The organism is Streptomyces sp. NPDC047028, from assembly GCF_040644095.1.
GTDB lineage: Bacteria > Actinomycetota > Actinomycetes > Streptomycetales > Streptomycetaceae > Streptomyces.
On record NZ_JBEYVS010000030.1, the window covers coordinates 1 to 20,407 of the forward strand.

General features: G+C 70.2%; 19 protein-coding genes and 1 pseudogene. 18 read left to right on the forward strand and 2 right to left on the reverse strand.

What is annotated here, in order from left to right:
* Positions 1-286: 286 nt before the first annotated feature.
* Positions 287-865: a hypothetical protein gene (locus ABZ854_RS24950; RefSeq protein ID WP_361214576.1), complete on the forward strand. Its 579-nt coding sequence runs from the start codon at positions 287-289 to the stop codon at positions 863-865.
* A 36-nt stretch (positions 866-901) separates the two neighbouring features.
* Here the strand turns inward: ABZ854_RS24950 and ABZ854_RS24955 are convergent, their stop codons facing one another.
* On the reverse strand, positions 902-1,204 hold the full coding sequence (locus ABZ854_RS24955; RefSeq protein ID WP_361214577.1) for a ferredoxin: 303 nt from the start codon (positions 1,202-1,204) through the stop codon (positions 902-904).
* 517 nt (positions 1,205-1,721) lie between these two features.
* Between ABZ854_RS24955 and arc the strand changes: the two genes are divergently transcribed.
* From arc to prcA, 6 genes and pseudogenes are all read left to right on the forward strand, one after another.
* Entirely contained in the window at positions 1,722-3,488 is a 1,767-nt protein-coding gene (gene arc, locus ABZ854_RS24960; protein ID WP_361214579.1) for a proteasome ATPase, read from the forward strand.
* A gap of 235 nt (positions 3,489-3,723) precedes the next feature.
* Positions 3,724-5,235 (forward strand): depupylase/deamidase Dop, encoded by a 1,512-nt coding sequence (gene dop / locus ABZ854_RS24965; protein ID WP_361214580.1) that lies wholly within the window; start codon positions 3,724-3,726, stop codon positions 5,233-5,235.
* A gap of 200 nt (positions 5,236-5,435) precedes the next feature.
* Positions 5,436-5,654, forward strand: coding sequence for a ubiquitin-like protein Pup (locus tag ABZ854_RS24970; protein ID WP_328899374.1), 219 nt, complete (start codon positions 5,436-5,438; stop codon positions 5,652-5,654).
* A 163-nt stretch (positions 5,655-5,817) separates the two neighbouring features.
* Positions 5,818-6,003: pseudogene (locus ABZ854_RS24975) on the forward strand (endonuclease domain-containing protein); the annotation flags it as partial.
* Positions 5,955-6,800, forward strand: coding sequence for a proteasome subunit beta (prcB, locus tag ABZ854_RS24980; RefSeq protein ID WP_361214583.1), 846 nt, complete (start codon positions 5,955-5,957; stop codon positions 6,798-6,800). The pseudogene ABZ854_RS24975 and the gene prcB, both read left to right, overlap by 49 nt.
* Before the next feature lie 61 nt (positions 6,801-6,861).
* The gene (prcA, locus tag ABZ854_RS24985) at positions 6,862-7,605 is read left to right on the forward strand and encodes a proteasome subunit alpha (RefSeq protein ID WP_361214585.1); all 744 of its coding nucleotides are present in this window, start codon (positions 6,862-6,864) and stop codon (positions 7,603-7,605) included.
* Between the two features lie 56 nt (positions 7,606-7,661).
* Here the strand turns inward: prcA and ABZ854_RS24990 are convergent, their stop codons facing one another.
* Positions 7,662-8,678, reverse strand: coding sequence for a LacI family DNA-binding transcriptional regulator (locus ABZ854_RS24990; protein ID WP_361214587.1), 1,017 nt, complete (start codon positions 8,676-8,678; stop codon positions 7,662-7,664).
* A gap of 103 nt (positions 8,679-8,781) precedes the next feature.
* Between ABZ854_RS24990 and ABZ854_RS24995 the strand changes: the two genes are divergently transcribed.
* From ABZ854_RS24995 to ABZ854_RS25045, 11 genes are all read left to right on the forward strand, one after another.
* Positions 8,782-10,041 (forward strand): MFS transporter, encoded by a 1,260-nt coding sequence (locus ABZ854_RS24995; protein WP_361214589.1) that lies wholly within the window; start codon positions 8,782-8,784, stop codon positions 10,039-10,041.
* 9 nt (positions 10,042-10,050) lie between these two features.
* Complete coding sequence (gene pafA, locus ABZ854_RS25000; protein WP_129310034.1) at positions 10,051-11,412, forward strand: Pup--protein ligase; 1,362 nt, start codon at positions 10,051-10,053, stop codon at positions 11,410-11,412.
* Between the two features lie 145 nt (positions 11,413-11,557).
* A complete protein-coding gene (locus ABZ854_RS25005; protein WP_361214591.1) occupies positions 11,558-12,553 on the forward strand; it encodes an FKBP-type peptidyl-prolyl cis-trans isomerase in 996 nt (331 codons plus the stop codon).
* Between the two features lie 96 nt (positions 12,554-12,649).
* Positions 12,650-13,030: an FKBP-type peptidyl-prolyl cis-trans isomerase gene (locus ABZ854_RS25010; RefSeq protein WP_361214593.1), complete on the forward strand. Its 381-nt coding sequence runs from the start codon at positions 12,650-12,652 to the stop codon at positions 13,028-13,030.
* Positions 13,031-13,159: 129 nt separating this feature from the next.
* Positions 13,160-14,137 carry a WYL domain-containing protein gene (locus ABZ854_RS25015; protein ID WP_361214595.1) on the forward strand — a complete coding sequence of 326 codons (978 nt, stop codon included), beginning with the start codon at positions 13,160-13,162 and terminating at the stop codon, positions 14,135-14,137.
* An 18-nt stretch (positions 14,138-14,155) separates the two neighbouring features.
* Positions 14,156-15,184 (forward strand): WYL domain-containing protein, encoded by a 1,029-nt coding sequence (locus ABZ854_RS25020; protein WP_361214597.1) that lies wholly within the window; start codon positions 14,156-14,158, stop codon positions 15,182-15,184.
* A 41-nt stretch (positions 15,185-15,225) separates the two neighbouring features.
* Positions 15,226-15,486, forward strand: coding sequence for a hypothetical protein (locus tag ABZ854_RS25025; protein ID WP_129312140.1), 261 nt, complete (start codon positions 15,226-15,228; stop codon positions 15,484-15,486).
* Positions 15,487-15,557: 71 nt separating this feature from the next.
* Positions 15,558-15,752, forward strand: a complete 195-nt coding sequence (locus ABZ854_RS25030) for a hypothetical protein (RefSeq protein ID WP_361214599.1) — start codon at positions 15,558-15,560, stop codon at positions 15,750-15,752.
* Between the two features lie 259 nt (positions 15,753-16,011).
* Positions 16,012-16,299 carry a Sec-independent protein translocase subunit TatA gene (gene tatA / locus ABZ854_RS25035; protein WP_361214601.1) on the forward strand — a complete coding sequence of 96 codons (288 nt, stop codon included), beginning with the start codon at positions 16,012-16,014 and terminating at the stop codon, positions 16,297-16,299.
* Positions 16,300-16,347: 48 nt separating this feature from the next.
* Positions 16,348-17,289 (forward strand): twin-arginine translocase subunit TatC, encoded by a 942-nt coding sequence (tatC, locus tag ABZ854_RS25040; protein ID WP_361214603.1) that lies wholly within the window; start codon positions 16,348-16,350, stop codon positions 17,287-17,289.
* 127 nt (positions 17,290-17,416) lie between these two features.
* Positions 17,417-20,269 (forward strand): DEAD/DEAH box helicase, encoded by a 2,853-nt coding sequence (locus ABZ854_RS25045; protein ID WP_361214605.1) that lies wholly within the window; start codon positions 17,417-17,419, stop codon positions 20,267-20,269.
* Positions 20,270-20,407: the final 138 nt, after the last annotated feature.

Sequence of the window (20,407 nt, forward strand, 5' to 3'; positions counted from 1 at the left end):
GCCTGCCGCTCGCGTTAGGACAGCAAGGACAGCGATGCCCCCCAACACCACCGCCACAACGGGTGACAAGCCCGGCAAGTCCGGCAATTTGGGCTTCGTCCGGTCCATACCGGGAACCCGGGCACGGCGCCCGTTCGTTGACCCGGCACCCGGACCGGGTGCGCCCCCACGCGCGCGGGCTCCCCGCCTGCGGAAATCCCGGCCCCCGCCGTTCCCCCGCACTGTGACGTGTGGCACCATGCTGGCCACCCCCCCACCGGCACAGCCCTCGCAGGAGACACTCCTAGTGCAGCAATCCGCCGTTCCGGAGCTCGCCCATACGCACACCAGGCCGATCCACTGGGTCGCCACGGCCACCGCGGTCGCCGGTGTCGTCGCCCTGTCGCCGCTCCTGCAGCCCGGATCCGCGACGGCCGCCCAGAAGGGCGTCGGCACCGAGGTCAAGTCGGCCCCCGCCGTCGCCCCGCCCGCCACCACGGGGGTGCGCTTCCCCCTCGACTGCGGGCCGGTCAAGGCGGTGGTCGCCAAGAAGGCCACCGGAGACCTGGACGGTGACGGCCGGCCGGAAACCGTCGCGGTGGTCCACTGCGACGCCGCCATGGGCACCCCGCCCGACGCCGTCTACGTCCTCACCCGCGCCGGTGACAGCGCGCAGGCCCGCGTGGTCGCCACGCTCGTCGACCCCAAGGACCGGCTCACCGTCACCGACTTCGCCCTGCACGCGGGCACGGTGACCGCCACCCTGCTCGGCTACTCCTCCGACGACGTGCCCAGTTGCTGCCCCGACGTCAGGACCGGCGCCGACTGGAACTGGAACGGCCGTGCCTTCGTGCGCTCCACCGCGGCGGGCGCGCACAGCGTGTGACGTCCCGGCCGTGACGCTCCGGCAGCTGACCGGGCCTCAGTCCGCGCCGGGTCCGTACACCTCGACCCGGTCGGCGACCCGGCGTACATGGATGCACTCGCCGGGGCACTCCTTCGCCGAGTCCACCACGTCGGTGAGGAGCGGCAGCGGCACCGGTGCCGTCGCACCCGCGGCCTGGAGCAGTTCGTCGTCCGCGCCCTTCACATAGGCCAGCCCGTCGATGTCCAGCTCGAACACCTCCGGCGCGTACTGGGCGCAGATGCCGTCGCCGGTACACAGGTCCTGGTCGATCCAGACCTCCAGCGCCTCGCCGCCCGGGGCCTCCTGCTGCACGGTCACCTCTCCTGCCGTCGGTTCGCCGGGGCGGCCCCGGTGCGAACACCGGCCGGGTCCGCCCCAGCGGCTGCTGAACACCTCGACCCTACCTCCGCCGGCGAAGCCGCCACGCGCGGCCGGAACAGCGGGCTTCCGGCCCCGGCGGGCGGGTACGAGGCGGCGACCGGACAGGGCCACGCACAGGAGGCGGACGATCACTTCAAGCCGAACTCACGGTGACGCCGGACACCCTCCTTGTTGCTCAGCGTGATGATCGTACGAGCGTATTCATGCCCTTCCAGGCGTCGCCCAACCGATCCGGAACGGACAACTCCAGCCACTCGCGAAGGGTTTCGAGCAACTCTGACATGGAACAAGCCGCTTCCGAATGACGTTGAGTGGGTATCCCAACGGCACGAGGGAGAGCGCAACGGGTGACCGACGACACACCTTGACAGTCTTTGTGATCTAGGGGTTTCAATCGACACCCACCCAGGTAGGGTCTGGAAGCGTCCAGCTCCCCTTGGAGGAGGTGAGGACCGTGGCAGCCCACGACGACGACATGAACCGCGGCATCCGCCCGGGACGAGGGTCCGACGACCCGGCCGGACAGATCGCCTATCTTGAGCAGGAGATCGCCGTCCTGCGACGCAAGCTCGCCGACTCTCCGCGGCACACGAGGATTCTCGAGGAGCGGATCGTCGAGCTGCAGACCAACCTGGCCGGCGTCTCCGCCCAGAACGAGCGCCTGGCCAACACACTCCGCGAGGCCCGCGACCAGATCGTGGCCCTCAAGGAAGAGGTCGACCGGCTCGCACAGCCCCCCGCAGGCTTCGGAGTCTTCCTCCAGGCCAACGAGGACGGCACCGCCGACATCTTCACCGGCGGCCGCAAGCTGCGGGTGAACGTCAGCCCCGGCGTCGAGGTCGACGAGCTCCGGCGCGGCCAGGAAGTGATGCTCAACGAAGCGCTCAACGTGGTCGAGGCCATGCAGTTCGAGCGCGTCGGCGACATCGTCACCCTCAAGGAGATCCTCGAGGACGGCGAGCGCGCACTGGTACTCGGGCACACCGACGAGGAACGGGTGGTGCGGCTCGCCGAGCCGCTGCTGGACGTCACCATCCGCCCCGGCGACGCCCTGCTCCTCGAACCCCGCTCCGGCTACGTCTACGAGGTCGTCCCCAAGAGCGAGGTCGAGGAACTCGTCCTCGAAGAGGTCCCCGACATCGGCTACGAGCAGATCGGCGGCCTCGGCAACCAGATCGAGGCCATCCGCGACGCGGTCGAGCTGCCCTACCTCTACCCGGACCTCTTCAAGGAGCACGAGCTGCGCCCGCCCAAGGGCGTCCTGCTCTACGGCCCGCCCGGATGCGGCAAGACGCTCATCGCCAAGGCGGTCGCCAACTCGCTCGCCAAGAAGGTCGCCGAGGTCACCGGGCAGGCCGCCGGCAAGAGCTTCTTCCTCAACATCAAGGGCCCCGAGCTGCTCAACAAGTACGTCGGCGAGACCGAGCGGCAGATCCGCCTGGTCTTCCAGCGTGCGCGCGAGAAGGCCAGCGAGGGCACCCCCGTCATCGTCTTCTTCGACGAGATGGAGTCCCTCTTCCGCACCCGCGGCTCCGGCGTCAGCTCGGACGTGGAGAACACCATCGTCCCGCAGCTCCTCGCCGAGATCGACGGCGTCGAGGGCCTGCAGAACGTGGTCGTGATCGGCGCCTCCAACCGCGAGGACATGATCGATCCGGCCATTCTGCGTCCCGGCCGCCTCGACGTGAAGATCAAGATCGAGCGCCCCGACGCCGAGGCCGCCAAGGACATCTTCGGCAAGTACCTCACCGAGCGCCTCCCGCTGCACACCGACGACCTCGGCGAGCACGGCGGCGACCGGGCGGTCACGGTCCAGGGCATGATCCAGACAGCGGTCGAGCAGATGTACGCCGAATCCGAGGAGAACCGCTTCCTGGAGGTCACCTACGCCAACGGGGACAAGGAAGTCCTCTACTTCAAGGACTTCAACTCCGGCGCCATGATCGAGAACATCGTCGGCCGCGCCAAGAAGATGGCGATCAAGGACTTCCTCGAGAAGAGCCAGAAGGGTCTCCGCGTCTCCCACCTCCTCCAGGCCTGCGTGGACGAGTTCAAGGAGAACGAGGACCTGCCCAACACCACCAACCCCGACGACTGGGCCCGCATCTCCGGAAAGAAGGGCGAACGGATCGTCTACATCCGCACCCTCATCACCGGAAAGCAGGGCTCCGACACCGGGCGCTCCATCGACACGGTGGCGAACACCGGCCAGTACCTGTAAAAGCGGGGCGGCTGCGGGTGCCCTCACCGGGGTACCCGCAGCCGACTGCTTTCCGCAGGCCACGACCGGAGCAGGCAATGACGCAAATGATCTCCCCACCAGCGCAGAGGCGTTCTAGGCTCTTTCCTACCGCCGAGTCGCGCAGTGCGGGGACGGGCACCGCACACGCACCGGAGCGCCAGCGGGACGTGAGCGGCACCCACGACCGAGGGCGCCGCCGGGCAAGGAGGGCCGCATGACCGTACGGCGAGTAATGGGCATCGAGACGGAGTACGGCATCTCCGTCCCGGGCCACCCCAACGCCAATGCCATGCTCACCTCGTCCCAGATCGTCAACGCCTACGCCGCGGCGATGCACCGGGCCCGCCGGGCCCGCTGGGACTTCGAGGAGGAGAACCCCCTGCGCGACGCACGGGGCTTCGACCTCGCCCGCGAGGCCGCCGACTCCACCCAGCTCACCGACGAGGACATCGGCCTCGCCAACGTCATCCTCACCAACGGCGCGCGCCTCTACGTCGACCACGCCCACCCCGAGTACAGCGCCCCCGAGGTCACCAACCCCCGGGACGCCGTCCTGTGGGACAAGGCCGGCGAACGGATCATGGCCGAGGCCGCCGAGCGGGCCGCCCAGCTCCCCGGCGCCCAGCCCATCCACCTGTACAAGAACAACACCGACAACAAGGGCGCCTCCTACGGCACGCACGAGAACTACCTCATGCGGCGGGAGACACCGTTCTCCGACATCGTCCGCCACCTCACCCCCTTCTTCGTCTCCCGCCAGGTCGTCACCGGCGCAGGCCGCGTCGGCATCGGCCAGGACGGCCACGAGCACGGCTTCCAGCTCAGCCAGCGCGCCGACTACTTCGAGGTCGAGGTCGGCCTGGAGACGACACTCAAGCGGCCCATCATCAACACCCGCGACGAACCGCACGCCGACGCCGAGAAGTACCGCCGACTGCACGTGATCATCGGCGACGCCAACCTCTCCGAGATCTCGACCTACCTCAAGCTGGGCACCACCGCCCTCGTCCTGTCGATGATCGAGGACGGTTTCATCGCCGTCGACCTCGCCGTCGACCAGCCGGTCCGCACGCTCCACCAGGTCTCCCACGACCCGACCCTGCAACGGCTCATCACGTTGCGCAGCGGCCGTACCCTGACCGCCGTACAGCTCCAGATGGAGTACTTCGAGCTGTCCCGCAAGTACGTCGAGGAGCGCTTCGGGGCCGACGCCGACGAGCAGACCAAGGACGTCCTGGCCCGCTGGGAGGACACCCTCAACCGGCTGGAGAACGACCCGATGAGCCTGGCCGGCGAGCTCGACTGGGTCGCCAAGCGGGAACTCATGGAGGGCTACCGCCGCCGCGACGGCCTCGACTGGGACGCCGCCCGGCTCCACCTCGTCGACCTCCAGTACGCCGACGTGCGCGCCGAGAAGGGCCTCTACAACCGTCTCGTGGCCCGCGGGCGCATGAAGCGGCTGCTGGACGAGACGGAGGTCGACCGGGCCCGCAGGAAGCCCCCGGAGGACACCCGCGCCTACTTCCGGGGGCGCTGCCTGGAGCAGTACGCCGACGACGTGGCGGCCGCCTCCTGGGACTCGGTGATCTTCGACCTCCCCGGCCGGGATTCCCTGCAGCGGGTCCCAACCCTGGAACCGCTACGCGGAACGCGAAATCACGTCAAGGAGCTGCTGGACCGCTGCCGCACGGCAGAAGACCTGGTCAGGATCCTGTCCGGCGGCTGAGCAAGGTCACGTGGGGTACTCGTACCGGCCCGGGCGGACAGGGTGGAAACCCCACCGCCCGGGAATCATCGAAGTGGCCCCCGCACGTTGTCGAAACTGCGGGGCCGATGTCGGACCCGGCTTGTAGGGTCTGATCATCACCGATCGGCAGCGATGCCGACCTGACGACCATGTCGGGCGATCTGAGCGGGGTGAGGGTTATGGCAACCAAGGACACCGGCGGCGGCCAGCAGAAGGCCACACGCTCCACCGAAGAGGTCGAGGAGCAGGCGCAGGACGCGCAGGCTGCCGAGGACCTCAAGGAGCGACAGGAAAAGCTGAGCGACGACGTGGACGACGTCCTGGACGAAATCGATGATGTCCTGGAGTCCAACGCAGAGGATTTCGTGCGCTCCTTCGTGCAAAAGGGTGGAGAGTAAAGGCGAATCAGTCGCGTGACCTTCGAAGCGGAGGTCACAGTGGAGTGGCTGAGGAACCGGACGTGAAGCGGTGCGGGACGGGCGGGCGGAGCCTGCCTCCCGCGCGTGCGCACGGGACGGCGCCGGCGCGATGGCCTCCGGGTTCACTGCCGGGAGGCCATCGGCCGAACATGTGGATCACCGCCCCAAGACGGGTAGGGTCCCTGGCGTACTGTGCTTCAACTGCGATTCGGCCATCGGCGAGTTGGGGGAGGATCCCGACGCCGCGGGCCGGGCTGCCGCCTATCTGGAAGGAAACTCGTGGAAGCCAATACTCGTGGCACCGGGCGTCTACCAGCTGCCTTCCTGACGCCAGGATCTTCCTCCTTCATGGACTTCCTCTCCGAGCACCAGCCGGAGATGCTGCCCGGCAAGCGGCAGCTGCCGCCGACGCAGGGGGTGATCGAGGCGCCGCACGGGACGACGATCGTCGCGGTGACGTTCCCAGGCGGCGTGGTGCTGGCCGGTGACCGCCGGGCCACCATGGGCAATGTGATCGCCCAGCGGGACATCGAGAAGGTGTTCCCCGCCGACGAGTACTCGGCCGTGGGCATCGCCGGCACCGCCGGTCTCGCCGTGGAGATGGTGAAGCTCTTCCAGCTGGAGCTGGAGCACTTCGAGAAGGTCGAGGGTGCGCAGCTGTCGCTGGAGGGCAAGGCGAACCGGCTGTCGACGATGATCCGGTCCAACCTGGGCATGGCGATGCAGGGCCTGGCCGTGGTGCCGCTGTTCGCCGGGTACGACGTGGACCGGGACAGGGGGCGGATCTTCTCGTACGACGTGACGGGCGGCCGTTCCGAGGAGCACAACTACGCGTCGACCGGTTCAGGCTCGATCTTCGCGCGGGGCGCGATGAAGAAGCTGTTCCGGGAGGACCTGACCGAGGAGCAGGCCACGACCCTGGTCGTCCAGGCCCTGTACGACGCGGCTGACGACGACTCGGCGACCGGTGGTCCCGATGTCGCCCGCCGGATCTACCCGATCATCACCGTGATCACCGAGGACGGTTTCCGCAGGCTGACGGAGGAGCAGGCGTCCGACCTGTCCCGCGCGGTGCTGCAGAAGCGTCTGGAGGAGCCGGACGGCCCGAAGGCCGCGCTGCTCTGACCGCGGACCGGTTGTGTGGAAGGTGATCACTGTGACCATGACAGAAAGGGACGGATAACCGGTGTCGACGCCGTTCTATGTCTCACCCCAGCAGGCCATGGCGGACCGCGCGGAGTACGCCCGCAAGGGCATCGCGCGCGGTCGCAGCCTCGTGGTGCTCCAGTACGCCGACGGCATCGTGTTCGTCGGCGAGAACCCGTCCCGTGCGCTGCACAAGTTCAGCGAGATCTACGACCGGATCGGCTTCGCCGCCGCCGGCAAGTACAACGAGTACGAGAACCTGCGGATCGGCGGTGTCCGCTATGCCGACCTGCGCGGGTACACCTACGACCGTGACGACGTGACCGCCCGCGGGCTGGCGAACGTGTACGCGCAGACCCTGGGCACGATCTTCTCCTCGGCGGCGGAGAAGCCGTACGAGGTGGAACTGGTGGTCGCCGAGGTCGGGGAGACCCCGGAGGGCGACCAGATCTACCGGCTGCCGCACGACGGCTCGATCGTCGACGAGCACGGCTCGGTGGCGGTCGGCGGCAACGCCGAGCAGATCAGTGGCTTCCTGGATCAGCGCCATCAGGACGGGATGAGTCTCGCGGAGGCGTTGAGCCTGGCCGTGCAGGCGCTGTCGCGGGACACCAACGGCAGCGAGCGGGAGATTCCCGCGGAGCGGCTGGAAGTGGCGGTGCTGGACCGCACGCGGCCGCAGAAGCGGAAGTTCAAGCGGATCGTGGGCCGGCAGCTGGCCCGACTGTTGGAGGCGGAGGGCGCGTCGACGGAGGCGGAGACCTCCGAGGACGAGGACGAGTAGCGGATACCTCGGCGCGCGGGTGCCCCGGCCGGTGATCTGGCCGGGGCACCCGCGCGTCAGGAGGCCGGTGCCGGGGCCGTGGAGCCCCGCACCACGAGTTCCACGGGGATGTCCCCGGCGTCGGGTGTGCGGCCGTCCAGGACGGCCAGGAGGGCCTGCATGCCGCGTTCCCCGAAGAGCTCCGCGTCGAGCCGGACGGTGGTGAGTTCGGGGTCGAGGGCGGTGGCGAGGGCCAGGTCGTCGAGTCCGGTGACGGAGATGTCGTCGGGGACGCGCAGGCCGAGGCGGCGCAGCGCCTTGTAGGCGCCGGCGGCGAGTTTGTCGTCGTCGCAGATGACGGCGGTGGGCCGGGGGCCCGGCGCGGCGAGCGCGGCCTCCGTGGCGGTGCGGGCGCCGTCGATGGAGATGGGTGCGCGGGCGGTGCGCAGCCGGGTGCCGGGGGTGGCGGCCAGGCGGCGGGCCAGTTCGCGGGCGCGCAGGTCGAAGGTCCAGGAGGGGACGTCGGCCGCGAGGTGGAGCACGTGGCGGTGGCCGAGGCCGAGCAGGTGCCCGGTGATCTGGCGGACGCCGTCGGCGATGTCGAGGTTGACGGTGGCGGCGCCGAGGCTGCCGTGCGGGTCGCTGTCGAGCATCACGAGGGGGAGCTGGTCGCCGCGCAGGGCGGTGAGGGCGTCGGCGGCCATGGACGAGGCGATGATGCCGTCGAGGGCGGCCTGTGCGGAGGCGAACGGGTCGCGGGCCGGTCCGATGCCCTCGGGGGAGGGGTAGAGGACGACGCCGAAGCCGTGCCGGCCGGCGACGCGGGCGGCGCCGGTGTAGACGCCGGCGAAGAACTCGGTGGTCAGGGCCGGCACGACGAGGAGGACCGTGCGGGTGCGGCCGAGGCGGAGGTTGCGGGCGGCGAGGTTGGGGCGGTAGCCGAGGTCTCGGGCGGCCTGGCGGACGCGTTCGGCGGTGGCCTCGGAGACCCGGCCGCGCCACTTGTCGCCGAGGACGAGGGAGACGGCGGCCTGGGAGACTCCCGCGGCGTGGGCGACGTCACGGCTTGTCGGGCGCGTGCTGCTGCGTGCCACCGTGGTCGTGCTCCTGTTCTGGCGGGTCGTTCGCCTGGACGTGTGAACAGCGCACATGGTACGTATGACAGGCGGGGTTATACGTAACACTTGGAGGCTGGACATGGCCGCGGGCTTTTCGGAGGTCCTCAGGGCGCGGCACGCGGTCCGGCTGCTGGCCGGCACGCTCGTGGGCCGGCTGCCGAACGCGACCGCGGCGATCGCGCTGGTGCTGTTCGTGCGCGCGCAGGGCGGCTCGTACAGCCTCGCCGGGGGACTCGCGGCGGCGTACGGGGTGGCCAACGCCGTGGGGCAGCCGGTGCTGGGGCGGCTGGTGGACGTGTACGGCCAGCCGCGCGTGCAGTTGCCGGCGGCTCTCGCCTCCGCCCTCGCCATGGGCGCGTTCGCGTTCTGCGGTACCGACCCGCTGCCGGTGGCGTACGCGGCCGTCGCCGCGGCGGGACTGTTCACGCCGCCGCTGGAGGGCGGGCTGCGCGCCCTGTGGCCCTCGGTGCTGCGCCGCGAGGAGCAGGTGCACACGGCGTACGCGATGGACGCGGTCGCTCAGGAGGTCATGTTCACGGTAGGCCCGCTGCTGGTGACGCTGTGCGTGTCGATGTGGTCGGAGCGGGCGGCGCTGCTCGTGCTGAACGGGCTGGGTGTGCTGGGGGCGCTGTCGGTCGTGCTGTCGCCGCCCTCGCGCGCGTGGCGGTCGGCGCCGCGTGAGGCGCACTGGCTGGGCGCACTGCGGTCGCCCGGTCTGCTGGTGCTGCTGGGCTCCTTCCTGTTCGTCGGGATGGCGCTGGGCTCGATCGCGGTGGCGTCGGTGTCGTACGCGGACGGTCATGGCGGTGACGCGGTGTACGGCTGGCTGATGGCGGGCGTGGGCCTAGGCGCGCTCGTGGGCGGTACCGCGTACGGGGCGCGGCAGTGGCGGGGTGCGCCGGAGCGGCGACTGCGGTGGCTGGTGGCGCTTCTGGCGGTGTGTTACCTGCCGCTGGTGTGGATGCCGGGTGTGCCGGCGATGGTGGCCCTGGCGGTGCTGGCAGGAGTGTTCCTGGCGCCGTGCATCGCCTGCGCGTTCATCCTCGTGGACCGGCACGCTCCGAGCGGGACGGTCACGGAGGCGTTCTCGTGGCTGGTGACGACGTTCACGGTGGGCGCCTCGGTCGGAACGGGCCTGGCCGGGCCGGTCGTCCAGGCGGGTGGCGCGCGCTGGGGTTTCGCGGTGCCGGGCGCGGCGGGGGCGGTGTCGCTGCTGGTGCTGCTGGCCCTGAGCGGGGTCCTCGCAGCTCCCGCGCGGGGCGCGGTTGTTGCGGCTTCATCGGAAAATGATCCAAATCGTGCTGTCGAACCCCGTTTCAGCTCGGGTGATCGGGCGTAATGTTCAGTCATGGACCGCCGCATTTTCGGGCTGGAGAACGAGTACGGCGTCACGTGCACGTTCAGGGGACAGCGGCGCCTGTCTCCTGACGAGGTGGCGCGGTACCTCTTCCGCCGTGTCGTGTCATGGGGCCGCAGCAGCAATGTATTTCTGCGCAACGGCGCCCGGCTGTATCTCGATGTGGGGTCACATCCGGAATATGCGACACCCGAATGTGACAACGTGACCGAGCTGGTCACCCACGACAAGGCCGGCGAGCGCATTCTCGAGGGACTCCTGGTGGACGCGGAGCGACGCCTGCACGAGGAAGGAATCGCGGGCGACGTCTACCTGTTCAAGAACAACACGGACTCGGCGGGCAACTCCTATGGTTGCCATGAGAACTATCTGGTGGCGCGGCACGGGGAGTTCTCCCGCCTCGCCGACATCCTCATCCCGTTCCTGGTGACCAGGCAGCTGCTCTGCGGTGCGGGCAAGGTGCTGCAGACCCCGCGCGGTGCGGTGTATTGCGTGAGCCAGCGCGCGGAGCACATCTGGGAGGGCGTGTCGTCGGCGACGACGCGGTCCCGCCCGATCATCAACACGCGTGACGAGCCGCACGCGGACGCGGAGCGCTACCGCAGGCTGCACGTCATCGTGGGCGACTCGAACATGTCCGAGACGACGATGCTGCTCAAGGTCGGCGCGACCGACCTGGTGCTGCGCATGATCGAGGCCGGCACGGTGATGCGCGACCTGACCCTGGAGAACCCGATCCGGGCGATCCGCGAGGTCAGCCACGACATCACGGGCCGGCGCAAGGTGCGCCTCGCCAGCGGCCGGGAGGCCTCCGCCCTGGAGGTCCAGCGCGAGTACTTCGACAAGGCCGTGGACTTCTGCGACCGCCGGGGCATCCGCACGGGCACGGTGGCGCAGGTCCTGGAGTTGTGGGGCCGCACCCTCGACGCGATCGAGACGGAGGAACTGGACCGGATCGGCACCGAGATCGACTGGGTGATGAAATACAAGCTCATCGAGCGGTACCGGGCCAAGCACAACATGACGATGTCGCATCCGCGGGTCGCGCAGATAGACCTCGCCTACCACGACATCCACCGCCGTCGTGGCCTGTACTACCTGCTGGAGAAGAAGGGCCAGGCGACCCGGATCTGCAACGACCTGAAGATCTTCGAGGGCAAGTCGGTTCCCCCGCAGACCACTCGGGCGCGGTTGCGCGGTGACTTCATCCGGCGGGCGCAGGAGCAGCGCCGGGACTTCACGGTGGACTGGGTGCATCTGAAGCTCAACGACCAGGCCCAGCGGACGGTGTTGTGCAAGGACCCGTTCCGTGCGGTGGACGACCGGGTGGAGAAGCTGATCGCCGGAATGTAGGCGAAGAGATGTGAGTCGAGCGCTCCGGGCGGGAATTGCCGGCAGAGCGCCACACGGGCGCCGTACGTTTCCGGTACGGCGCCCTGCTCACGTCGTAGAGTTGCGCGCACGCCCGTCCGCAAGATCGACCGATTACGAGGCTTCCGTGCGCCGACGTTCTCTTCTCCTCGCCGCCGTTCCCGCTGGACTCGTCACGCTCGCCGGATGCAGCGACGACAAGTCCGGAGCCGGCAAGCCCGGCGCGTCGCCGTCGGCCTCGTCGGCGCCTCCGCCGAAGATCGTGGACGGGCCGTTGCCGGCGGTCACCGCGGGCAAGAAGTTCGGGGAGAAGCCGACGGTCGCCAAGGGCACGGGCGACCCGTCGAAGAACCTGGCCGTGCGGACGCTGATCGCGGGCAGCGGCCGCACGCTCGCGGAGAACGACTTCATCAGGGCCGACTACCTGGGCCAGATCTGGGCCACGGGGAAGGTCTTCGACAACTCCTACGACCGCAAGCGGCCGCTGGTGATCCAGCTGGCGCAGGGCAGTGTCATCGACGGCTGGCGGTACGCGCTGACCGGCAAGAAGGTGGGCAGCCGGGTCGAGATCGCGGTGCCGCCGAAGTGGGGCTACGGCACCTCGGGCAACGCACAGGCCGGGATCAAGGGCACGGACACGCTGGTGTTCGTGATCGACGTGCTGGAGTCGTTCAACTCCAAGAGCTCCGTGCACGGCAAGCCGGTCGCCCAGGACCCGGCGCTGCCGAAGGTCGGCACCAACACCGACGGCCAGGTCCCGAAGGTGACCGTGCCGAAGACGGATCCGCCGAAGAAGCTGGTGTCGGTGTACGTGCTGGAGGGCGACGGCCCGAAGGTGACCGCCGACCAGACGGTCCTGTGCCAGTTCCAGGGCCTCGTCTGGGACGGCGGAAAGACGTTCCAGCGGACGTACGGCTCGGGCCGGCTCAGCCAGTTCGCGGTGCAGCAGATGGAGCAGGTCGTCAAGGGCCTGGCGCAGGGGCTGACCGGCAAGAAGGTGGGCAGCCGGGTGCTCATCGTGGTGCCGCCGGACCTGGGCTACGGCGACAACCCGCCGAGCGGCGGCGCCGTCAAGAAGGGCTCGACGCTGGTGTTCACGGTGGACATCCTCGCCGCGATGTGACGGCGCCGGCCGTGCCCGTGCGGGTGGCGGGCGGAGGGCGTGCGGAGATGAAAGACTGTTCGCGTTTCGTGTCGTACACAAGCAGGAGCCAGTGACGTGAACATCGACAAGCCGGAGATCGACTTCCCGGACGGGCCGGCGCCGGCGGACCTTGAGATCAAGGACCTCTGGGAGGGCGACGGCGAGGTCGCCGGACCCGGCGACTTCGTGCGGGTCCACTACGTGGGCGTCGCGTTCTCCACCGGCGAGGAGTTCGACGCCTCCTGGAACCGGGGCACCCCGCTGGAGTTCCAGCTGGGCGTCGGCCAGGTCATCAAGGGCTGGGACCAGGGCGTACAGGGCATGAAGGTCGGTGGCCGGCGCAAGCTGGTCATCCCGGCGCACCTCGCCTACGGCGACCGCGGCGCCGGCGGTGCCATCGCCCCGGGTGAGACGCTGATCTTCGTCTGCGACCTGATGGGCGTGGCCAAGCGCTGACCGTTCCTGGTCGAAAGAGGGCCCGTGCTGTCCGCATGGGCCCTCTTTGTCTGCTCCGGCTTTTGCCGCCACACCGCGGAGCGGTACGGTCATCGGTCGGAAGCAACAGAGGGAAGGCGAAGGGCGTCGATGGCCATTGCCAAGGCCGAGCGGCTGATGAACCTCGCGCTGTGCCTGCTGGGGACCCGGCGGCCGCTGAGCAAGCGTGAGCTGCGCGAGTCCATTGAGGCCTACGTCGAGGCGTTCAGGCCGGAGCAGGGGGCGGCCGGGAGCGACGACTCCTTCAACCGGATGTTCGAGCGGGACAAGGACGACCTGCGCGAGCTGGGACTGGTCATCGAGACCGTCGAGAACATCGACGGCGAGGTCGGCTATCTGGCCCGCCGGGACAGCAACCGGCTGCCGCCGATCACCCTCGACGCGGAGGAGGCCGCCGCCCTCGGTCTGGCCGCCAAGGTGTGGCAGCAGGCCCGGCTCGCCGGCGCGGCCAGCGGCGCCTTGCAGAAGCTGCGGGCCGCCGGCCTGCCCGAGGGCGTCGACCCGTACGAGGCCCACGGCGCGCTGGAACCGCGGATCCCCGTCCACGAGACGGCCTTCGAGCCGCTCATGCTGGCCTGCCGGGACCGCCGCCCGGTCGTCTTCGAGTACCGAAAGGCCTCCGCCGCGCATCCCGAACCCCGGCACGTGGAGCCCTGGGCGCTGGAGTGCTGGCGCGGCCACTGGTACCTGGCGGGGTACGACCGGGACCGGGGCGCGGAGCGGGTGTTCCGGCTGTCCCGGATCACCGGCCGCGTGCGCTCGCGGGGCAGCGGTTTCACCGCGCCCGTCCCGGACGTGGTCACGGTCCGGGAGACGGTGGCTGGCTGGGCGGGGGAGATCGCCGACCGCACGGCGCTGATCCGGCTGCGGTCCGGCGCCGGGTACCCCCTTCGGGCGAAAGCCGCCAAGGTGCGGGAACTCGGCGACGGCTGGGACGAGTTGGAGATTCCGTACGGGCACGGACTGGACGCCTGGCTGGTCGAGTTCGGGCCGGACGTCGTGGTGCTGGAGCCGGCCGAGCTGCGGGCCGACGTGGTGGACCGGCTGCGTGCCGTGGCCAAGGGCTGAGGGGGAGCGAGCAACACTGTGGCAGGCAAACCGGTCAGGCCCGTGAACGCCATCGACCAGACCCGGCGGATGCTGTCCCTGGTGACGTACCTCAGGGAACGGCCCGGCGCCCGGATCGCGGACGTGGCGCGCGCCTTCGGCATCACCGAGGACGAGCTGGTCTCGGACCTCGATCTGCTGCCTATGTGCGGCACCAGCTTCCGCGGCGGTGACCTGCTGGACATCGACACCGACGGCGAGCGGATCTGGTGGCACAACCCGGCGGCGCTCGGAGAGGAGGCGGCCGAGCCGCTGCGCCTCGCCGCCGACGAGGCGACCGCCCTGCTGGTGGCGGCCCGCGCGGTGGCCACGCTGCCCGGCCTCAGGGAGGGCGACCGGCAGGCCCTGCTGCGGGCCACGGCGAAGGTGGAGACGGCGGCCGGCGAGGCGGCCGGCGCCAGCTCCCGACTGTCGGTGACCTTCGAGTCGGAGGGCGGGGTCTTCGCCGACGTCGACCGGGCGATCTCCGAGCGGCGCCGCCTGTGGATCCGCTACTACTCGCCGGCCCGGGACGAGGTCACCGAGCGCGAGATCGACCCGATCCGCCTGGTCAGCGTCGGGCACACCTATGTGGAGGCCTGGTGCCGCCGCTCGGAGGCCCGGCGCACGTTCCGCCTGGACCGGGTCGCGGAGATCAGGATCCTGGACGAGCCGTCCGCGCCGCCCGAGATGGAGCTGCGGGACCTGTCCGAGGCGCTGGTACAGCCGGCCGCCGAGGACCCGGAGGTCGTCGTCGAGGTCGGCCCGGGCGGCCGCTGGGTCGCCGAGTACTACCCGCACGACAGCGCGGATGAGCTTCCCGACGGCGGGCTGCGTATCACTCTGCGCACCCCCGACCCGGCCTCGCTGCGCCGGCTCGCGCTGCGCCTGGGCCACGACGGACGGATCGTCTCGCCGGCCGAGCTGGCCGGCAGCGCACGGCAGGCGGCCCGCGAGGCCCTGGCGGCGTACGACACGTCACCGCCGGCGGTGCACGGTGTTCACGACAGGCGGGAGCCAGGGTGTTGAGCGAGTCTCCGGTGTCCGGTGCGGTGTCCGGTGCGCGGGAAATGACGGTGGCGGCCGCCTTCGCCGGGATGCGGAGAGTGGTGCCCGTGGTGTTCCGGGCGGGCTGCCCGGACTGCCGGGGCCGCTTCGAGCTGACCGCGAGCGCCCTGCGCCTAGCCATCGGCGCCAGCAGCCGGACCACGTTCTACTCCTTCACCTGCCCGGACTGCGGCGCGGCCGTCCGCAAGCCGGCGGGGGAGCGGATCGTGGAACTGCTGACCGGCGGCGGCGTCCGGACCCTGCGACTGCACTCGACGGTCTAGGTCGCGCGGCCGCACTCCCGTTGGTGCGACGGTTCGCGGAGGCACGCCCGCGGGGGCACTAGGCTCGGCTCATGTTCTGGCCGATGTTCGCCGTTGCCGTGGGTTTTCTGGGTCTCGCCGTGCTGGGTGTGCTCGCCGTCCGGGTCTTCCTGGAGGCGCGGCGCCTCGGGCAGCAGGTGACGGACTCCGCGCGCCGTATCAGCAGGGCGGCCGAGGACCTGGAGAAGTCGGCGGTGAGCGCGGCCCGGGCCGTGGATTCCCTGTGACGGACCTGGTCAAAGGCCGGTGAGTCCGCGCGTGTGAGCGGTGTGCGTCACTTCGCCCTGTTACGCCGCCCACCGGGCCAGGTACGCTTCAGGTCGCGGCCCGGCGACGAGGCACGGTCCGCAGAGCAGAGTCACGCCCCGGGATTGTCCCGTGTTCACTCCCAGGCGATACGATCGCTGCGAAGCACCAGGTTCGGACACGTGTCCGACCGGTCGGACATGGCCCCGCCGCCCCGCCTCGGTGAGAAGGTGAAGATTTATGTTCCGCAACGGACTTGAGCCGTGGCACATCCTGCTCCTGGTTCTGGTGATCGTCCTCGTGTTCGGCTCGAAGAAGCTCCCGGACATGGCGCGCTCGCTCGGCAAGTCCGCGCGCATCCTCAAGAGCGAGGCGAAGGCGATGAAGGACGACGGCGGCAAGTCCACCGCCTCCTCCGCCCAGCCCGCCGAGGAGCCCTCTCCGGCTCAGCGCACGATCCAGGCCGCGCCCGGCGACGTGACCAGCTCCCGCCCGGTCAACGAGCCGACGGACACGACCCAGCGCTGACGCGAGGACCGGGGCGATCCGGTCCCCTGCACGAGATGAGGATGTGGGTTGCCCAAGTCTGCCCGCAACAAGGAGAGAGATCCCGAGGGGCGGATGCCGCTCGCGGATCACTTGCGTGAGCTGCGCAACCGGCTCGCGAAGGGTGTCCTGGCGATCCTGGTCGTCACCATCGTGGCGGCGTTCTTCTACAAGGACATCATCGACTTCATCACCCGGCCCATCCTGGACGAGATCGGCTGCGACCAGTCGTTCGGTGAGCTGGCCAAGTCGAAGAACGTCCACTGCGCGCACATCACGGTCAGCGGCCTGCTGGCTCCCTTCACCCTGGCCCTGAAGGTCGCGCTGACGGCCGGTGTGGTGCTCGCCTCGCCGGTCTGGCTCTACCAGCTCTGGGCGTTCGTCGCGCCGGGCCTGCACCGCAAGGAGAAGAAGTACGCCTACGCCTTCGTCGGCTTCGGCTTCCCTCTCTTCGTCGGCGGCGGATACCTCGCGTTCAACGTGCTGCCCACCACGGCGCGGGTGATGATCGACCTCACGCCGACCGGCGCCGAGAACCTGCTGCCGCTCGACGACCTGCTGGACCTGGTCACCCGCATGATCGTCGTCTTCGGCCTCGCCTTCGAGATGCCGTTGCTGCTGGTCATGCTGAACCTCACCGGCGTGCTGTCCGGCAAGCGGATGCTCGGCTGGTGGCGCGGGATGATCGTCGGCATCACCGCGTTCGCGGCCATCGCCACGCCCAGCCCCGACCCGATGACCATGCTGGCGCTGGCGTCGCCGATCTGGGCGCTCTTCTTCATCGCCGTGGCCTTCTCGCTGCTCAACGACCGGCGCCGGGCCCGCCGCGACGCCGGGGGACCCGGGGACGACGAGGCCTCCGAGCTGGACCTCACGCCCGACGACATCGGCGAGGTGGAGTCGGTGACCGCGAGCACCGCCCCCGAGCTCCCGGGCAGCGAACGCGTCAACGGGTACGACGACATCACGTGATGTGACGAACGAGGGCTCTCCGTCACCGGAGCCGCCAGACGCCGGATGCCCCGGCCGGGAGTCTCCCGGGCCGGGGCGCCTGCGTTTCCGGAGTCGGCGCCCGCCCGATGGCTCGCTGCCGCGGATAATGATCGTCCTGTTGTCAGTGCGGCCCGGTACGCTCGAAAGCACGATGACTCAGGACCTCTCACCGGCCGAGCGGTACGCGGCGGCCCGCAGGCGGGCTGCCGAGCAGGCCACCGCGCTCGCGTCCTTCCGCGAGATGTACGACTTCGGTCTCGACCCCTTCCAGATCGAGGCCTGCCAGGCCCTCGAAGCCGGACAGGGTGTGCTCGTGGCCGCGCCCACCGGCTCCGGCAAGACGATCGTGGGCGAGTTCGCCGTCCACCTCGCCCTGGGGCAGGGCAAGAAGTGCTTCTACACGACGCCGATCAAGGCGCTGTCCAACCAGAAGTACGCCGACCTGTGCCGCCGCTACGGCGCGGACAAGGTCGGCCTGCTCACCGGCGACAACAGCGTGAACTCCGGCGCCCCCGTGGTCGTGATGACCACCGAGGTGCTGCGGAACATGCTGTACGCGGGCTCCCAGACCCTCCTCGGCCTCGGCTACGTGGTCATGGACGAGGTGCACTACCTCTCCGACCGGTTCCGCGGCGCCGTCTGGGAAGAGGTGATCATCCACCTGCCCGAGTCGGTCACCCTCGTCTCGCTGTCGGCGACCGTCTCCAACGCCGAGGAGTTCGGGGACTGGCTGGACACCGTCCGCGGTGACACCGCGGTGATCGTCTCCGAGCACCGGCCCGTGCCCCTCTTCCAGCACGTGCTCGCCGGGCGCCGGATGTACGACCTGTTCGAGGAGGGCGAGGGCCACAGGAAGGCCGTCAACCCCGACCTCGCCCGCCTCGCCCGCATGGAGGCGAGCAGGCCGTCGTACCAGGACCGCCGGCGCGGCCGCGCCATGCGCGAGGCCGACCGGGAGCGCGAGCGCAGGCAGCGCTCCCGGATCTGGACGCCCGGCCGGCCCGAGGTGATCGAGCGCCTTGACGCCGAGGGCCTGCTGCCCGCCATCACCTTCATCTTCAGCCGCGCCGCCTGCGAGTCCGCCGTCCAGCAGTGCCTGTACGCCGGGCTCCGGCTCAACGACGACGAGGCCCGCGAACAGGTCCGCGCGCTCGTCGAGGAGCGCACCGCCGCCATCCCCACCGAGGACCTGCACGTCCTCGGCTACTACGAGTGGCTGGAGGGCCTGGAGCGGGGCATCGCCGCCCACCACGCGGGCATGCTGCCGACCTTCAAGGAGGTCGTCGAGGAACTGTTCGTACGCGGTCTGGTCAAGGCCGTGTTCGCCACCGAGACCCTCGCCCTCGGCATCAACATGCCCGCCCGCTCGGTAGTGCTGGAGAAACTCGTCAAGTGGAACGGCGAGCAGCACGCCGACATCACCCCCGGCGAGTACACCCAGCTCACCGGCCGGGCCGGCCGGCGCGGCATCGACGTCGAGGGCCACGCCGTCGTGCTGTGGCAGCGCGGCATGAGCCCCGAGCACCTCGCCGGACTCGCGGGCACCCGTACCTATCCGCTGCGCTCCAGCTTCAAGCCGTCGTACAACATGGCGGTCAACCTGGTCGAGCAGTTCGGCCGGCACCGCTCGCGCGAACTGCTGGAGACCTCCTTCGCCCAGTTCCAGGCCGACAAGTCGGTCGTCGGGATCTCCCGGCAGGTGCAGCGCAACGAGGAGGGGCTCGAGGGCTACAAGGCCTCCATGACCTGCCACCTCGGCGACTTCGAGGAGTACGCGCGGCTGCGCCGCGAACTCAAGGACCGGGAGACCGAACTCGCCCGGCAGGGCGCCAGCCAGCGGCACGCCGAGGCCGCCGTCGCCCTGGAGAAGCTCAAGCCCGGAGACGTCATCCACGTGCCCACGGGCAAGTACGCGGGCCTGGCGCTGGTGCTGGACCCGGGGCTGCCCGCCGGGCGGTCCAACGGCCACCGCGGCTTCGACCACCACGACGGCCCGCGCCCCCTGGTGCTGACCGCCGAACGGCAGGTCAAGCGGCTGGCGTCGATGGACTTCCCGGTGCCGGTCGAACCGCTGGACCGGATGCGCATCCCGAAGTCGTTCAACCCGCGCTCCCCGCAGTCCCGCCGCGACCTCGCCTCCGCGCTGCGCAGCAAGGCCGGGCACATCCCGCCCGAGCGGGCCCGCAAGAAGCGCTCACAGGCCGCCGACGACCGCGAGATCGCCCGGCTGCGCACGGCGATCCGTGCCCACCCCTGCCACGGCTGCGACGACCGCGAGGACCACGCCCGTTGGGCCGAGCGCTACCACCGGCTGCTGCGGGACACCTCGCAGCTGGAGCGCCGGATCGAGGGCCGCACGAACACCATCGCGCGGACCTTCGACCGGATCGTGGCCCTGCTGACCGAACTGGACTACCTGCGCGCCGACGAGGTCACCGAGCACGGCAGGCGGCTGGCCCGGCTCTACGGCGAACTCGACCTGCTGGCCAGCGAGTGCCTGCGCGAAGGCGTCTGGGAGGGACTCGGCCCCGCGGAACTCGCCGCCTGCGTCTCGGCGCTGGTGTACGAGGCGCGGGTCAGCGACGACGCGATGGCGCCGAAGCTGCCGTCCGGGAAGGCGAAGGCCGCGCTGGGCGAGATGGTGCGGATCTGGGGCCGGCTGGACGCGCTGGAGGAGGACTTCCGGATCAACCAGACGGAGGGGGTCGGGCAGCGCGAGCCGGACCTCGGCTTCGCCTGGGCCGCGTACATGTGGGCCTCGGGGAAGGGGCTCGACGAGGTGCTGCGCGAGGTGGAGATGCCGGCGGGGGACTTCGTGCGGTGGTGCAAGCAGGTCATTGACGTCTTGGGTCAAGTCTCTGCGGCTTCTCCTGCGGAGGGCTCGACTGTGGCGCGTGCTGCGCGTAAGGCTGTTGATCAGCTGCTGCGGGGGGTTGTCGCCTACTCGTCGGTGGGGTGAGGCGTCTCGCGGGTGCGGGTGGACTGTGGCTTGTCGCGCAGTTCCCCGCGCCCCTTTAGGTCGGCTGCCCCGACCCTCTTTCACTCGTCACGGTGAGTTGCATTCGTGCGCCCATCGGCGGCTACTCCACGTGTTCGA

What these genes read in the sequence shown, in the direction of transcription:
- tatA (WP_361214601.1), top strand. Translation starts at nt 16,012, where the DNA reads ATGTTCCGCAACGGACTTGAGCCGTGGCACATCCTGCTCCTGGTTCTG.
- ABZ854_RS24970 (WP_328899374.1), top strand. Translation starts at nt 5,436, where the DNA reads ATGGCAACCAAGGACACCGGCGGCGGCCAGCAGAAGGCCACACGCTCC.
- dop (WP_361214580.1), top strand. Translation starts at nt 3,724, where the DNA reads ATGACCGTACGGCGAGTAATGGGCATCGAGACGGAGTACGGCATCTCC.
- ABZ854_RS25025 (WP_129312140.1), top strand. Translation starts at nt 15,226, where the DNA reads ATGACGGTGGCGGCCGCCTTCGCCGGGATGCGGAGAGTGGTGCCCGTG.
- ABZ854_RS25015 (WP_361214595.1), top strand. Translation starts at nt 13,160, where the DNA reads ATGGCCATTGCCAAGGCCGAGCGGCTGATGAACCTCGCGCTGTGCCTG.
- ABZ854_RS25030 (WP_361214599.1), top strand. Translation starts at nt 15,558, where the DNA reads ATGTTCTGGCCGATGTTCGCCGTTGCCGTGGGTTTTCTGGGTCTCGCC.
- pafA (WP_129310034.1), top strand. Translation starts at nt 10,051, where the DNA reads ATGGACCGCCGCATTTTCGGGCTGGAGAACGAGTACGGCGTCACGTGC.
- ABZ854_RS24995 (WP_361214589.1), top strand. Translation starts at nt 8,782, where the DNA reads ATGGCCGCGGGCTTTTCGGAGGTCCTCAGGGCGCGGCACGCGGTCCGG.
- ABZ854_RS25045 (WP_361214605.1), top strand. Translation starts at nt 17,417, where the DNA reads ATGATCGTCCTGTTGTCAGTGCGGCCCGGTACGCTCGAAAGCACGATG.